This is a genomic window from Desulfovibrio piger ATCC 29098, from assembly GCF_000156375.1.
Taxonomy (GTDB): Bacteria; Desulfobacterota; Desulfovibrionia; order Desulfovibrionales; family Desulfovibrionaceae; genus Desulfovibrio; species Desulfovibrio piger.
This window is the reverse complement of sequence record NZ_DS996375.1, coordinates 1-632: the sequence shown is the minus strand read 5'-3', so window position 1 is coordinate 632 and position 632 is coordinate 1. Positions and strand designations below refer to the sequence as shown.

The following is a 632-nucleotide window of genomic DNA, read 5'->3' as shown; positions in this document are numbered from 1 at the left end:
TTCTCACGTAGTTCCCCGATTTCTCGTAGGAGGCATTCTTTTTCGCGGTAAAGAGCGTCCTTTTCTTGATGAAGGCGGCGATTTTCTGCAATTATTTCTTTTTTTTCTTCCCAAAAAATGCGCTTTTCCTCCTCAAATATGCGTCGCTCCAAGGTAAGCGCATCCGAGTCTTTTTCCGCAACTGAGTAGGCGCTTTCAGAATGCGGCTCTTGGTCTTTGTTTGCGTACAAGTCCTTTTGTCCTGCGGCCTGTAATTCTTCGACGGGGACTTTGAACAAAAGGGAGGCTTTTGCAAGCCATTTCATCGGAATTTTTTGTCTTTTTTTGACAGATGAAAGCGCTTGTTTTGAGTATCCCAGCTTTTGAGCAAGCTCAAAATCATAGGATACTCCTGCCAGCTTTTTCATATAGTCCAATGCGGCTTGCGTACTTGCATGTTCCATTAGCTCAAACCTGCAAGCAAACATGCAAATATATTTTGCATTGTTTGCTAGTTATGCCGCATAGTTAGGTAAAATTCAAAAAAAGATAAACCTGCAAGTAAATAAAAGCGGTCTATCCTTCTTGACTAGTACGCTTTTGCGTACTAAAAGAAACTTGCGGGCGGTTGAAGTTTCAACATAGCAAAGCCG

The 632-nt window shown here is 42.2% G+C and carries 1 protein-coding gene; it reads right to left on the bottom strand.

Annotation, left to right across the window (positions count from 1 at the left end; all coding sequences use genetic code 11):
* Positions 1–443, bottom strand: a 443-nt coding sequence (locus DESPIG_RS13430; RefSeq protein WP_169304831.1) for a helix-turn-helix domain-containing protein, incomplete at its 3' end; no start/stop codon positions are given.
* Between the last annotated feature and the right edge of the window lie 189 nt (positions 444–632).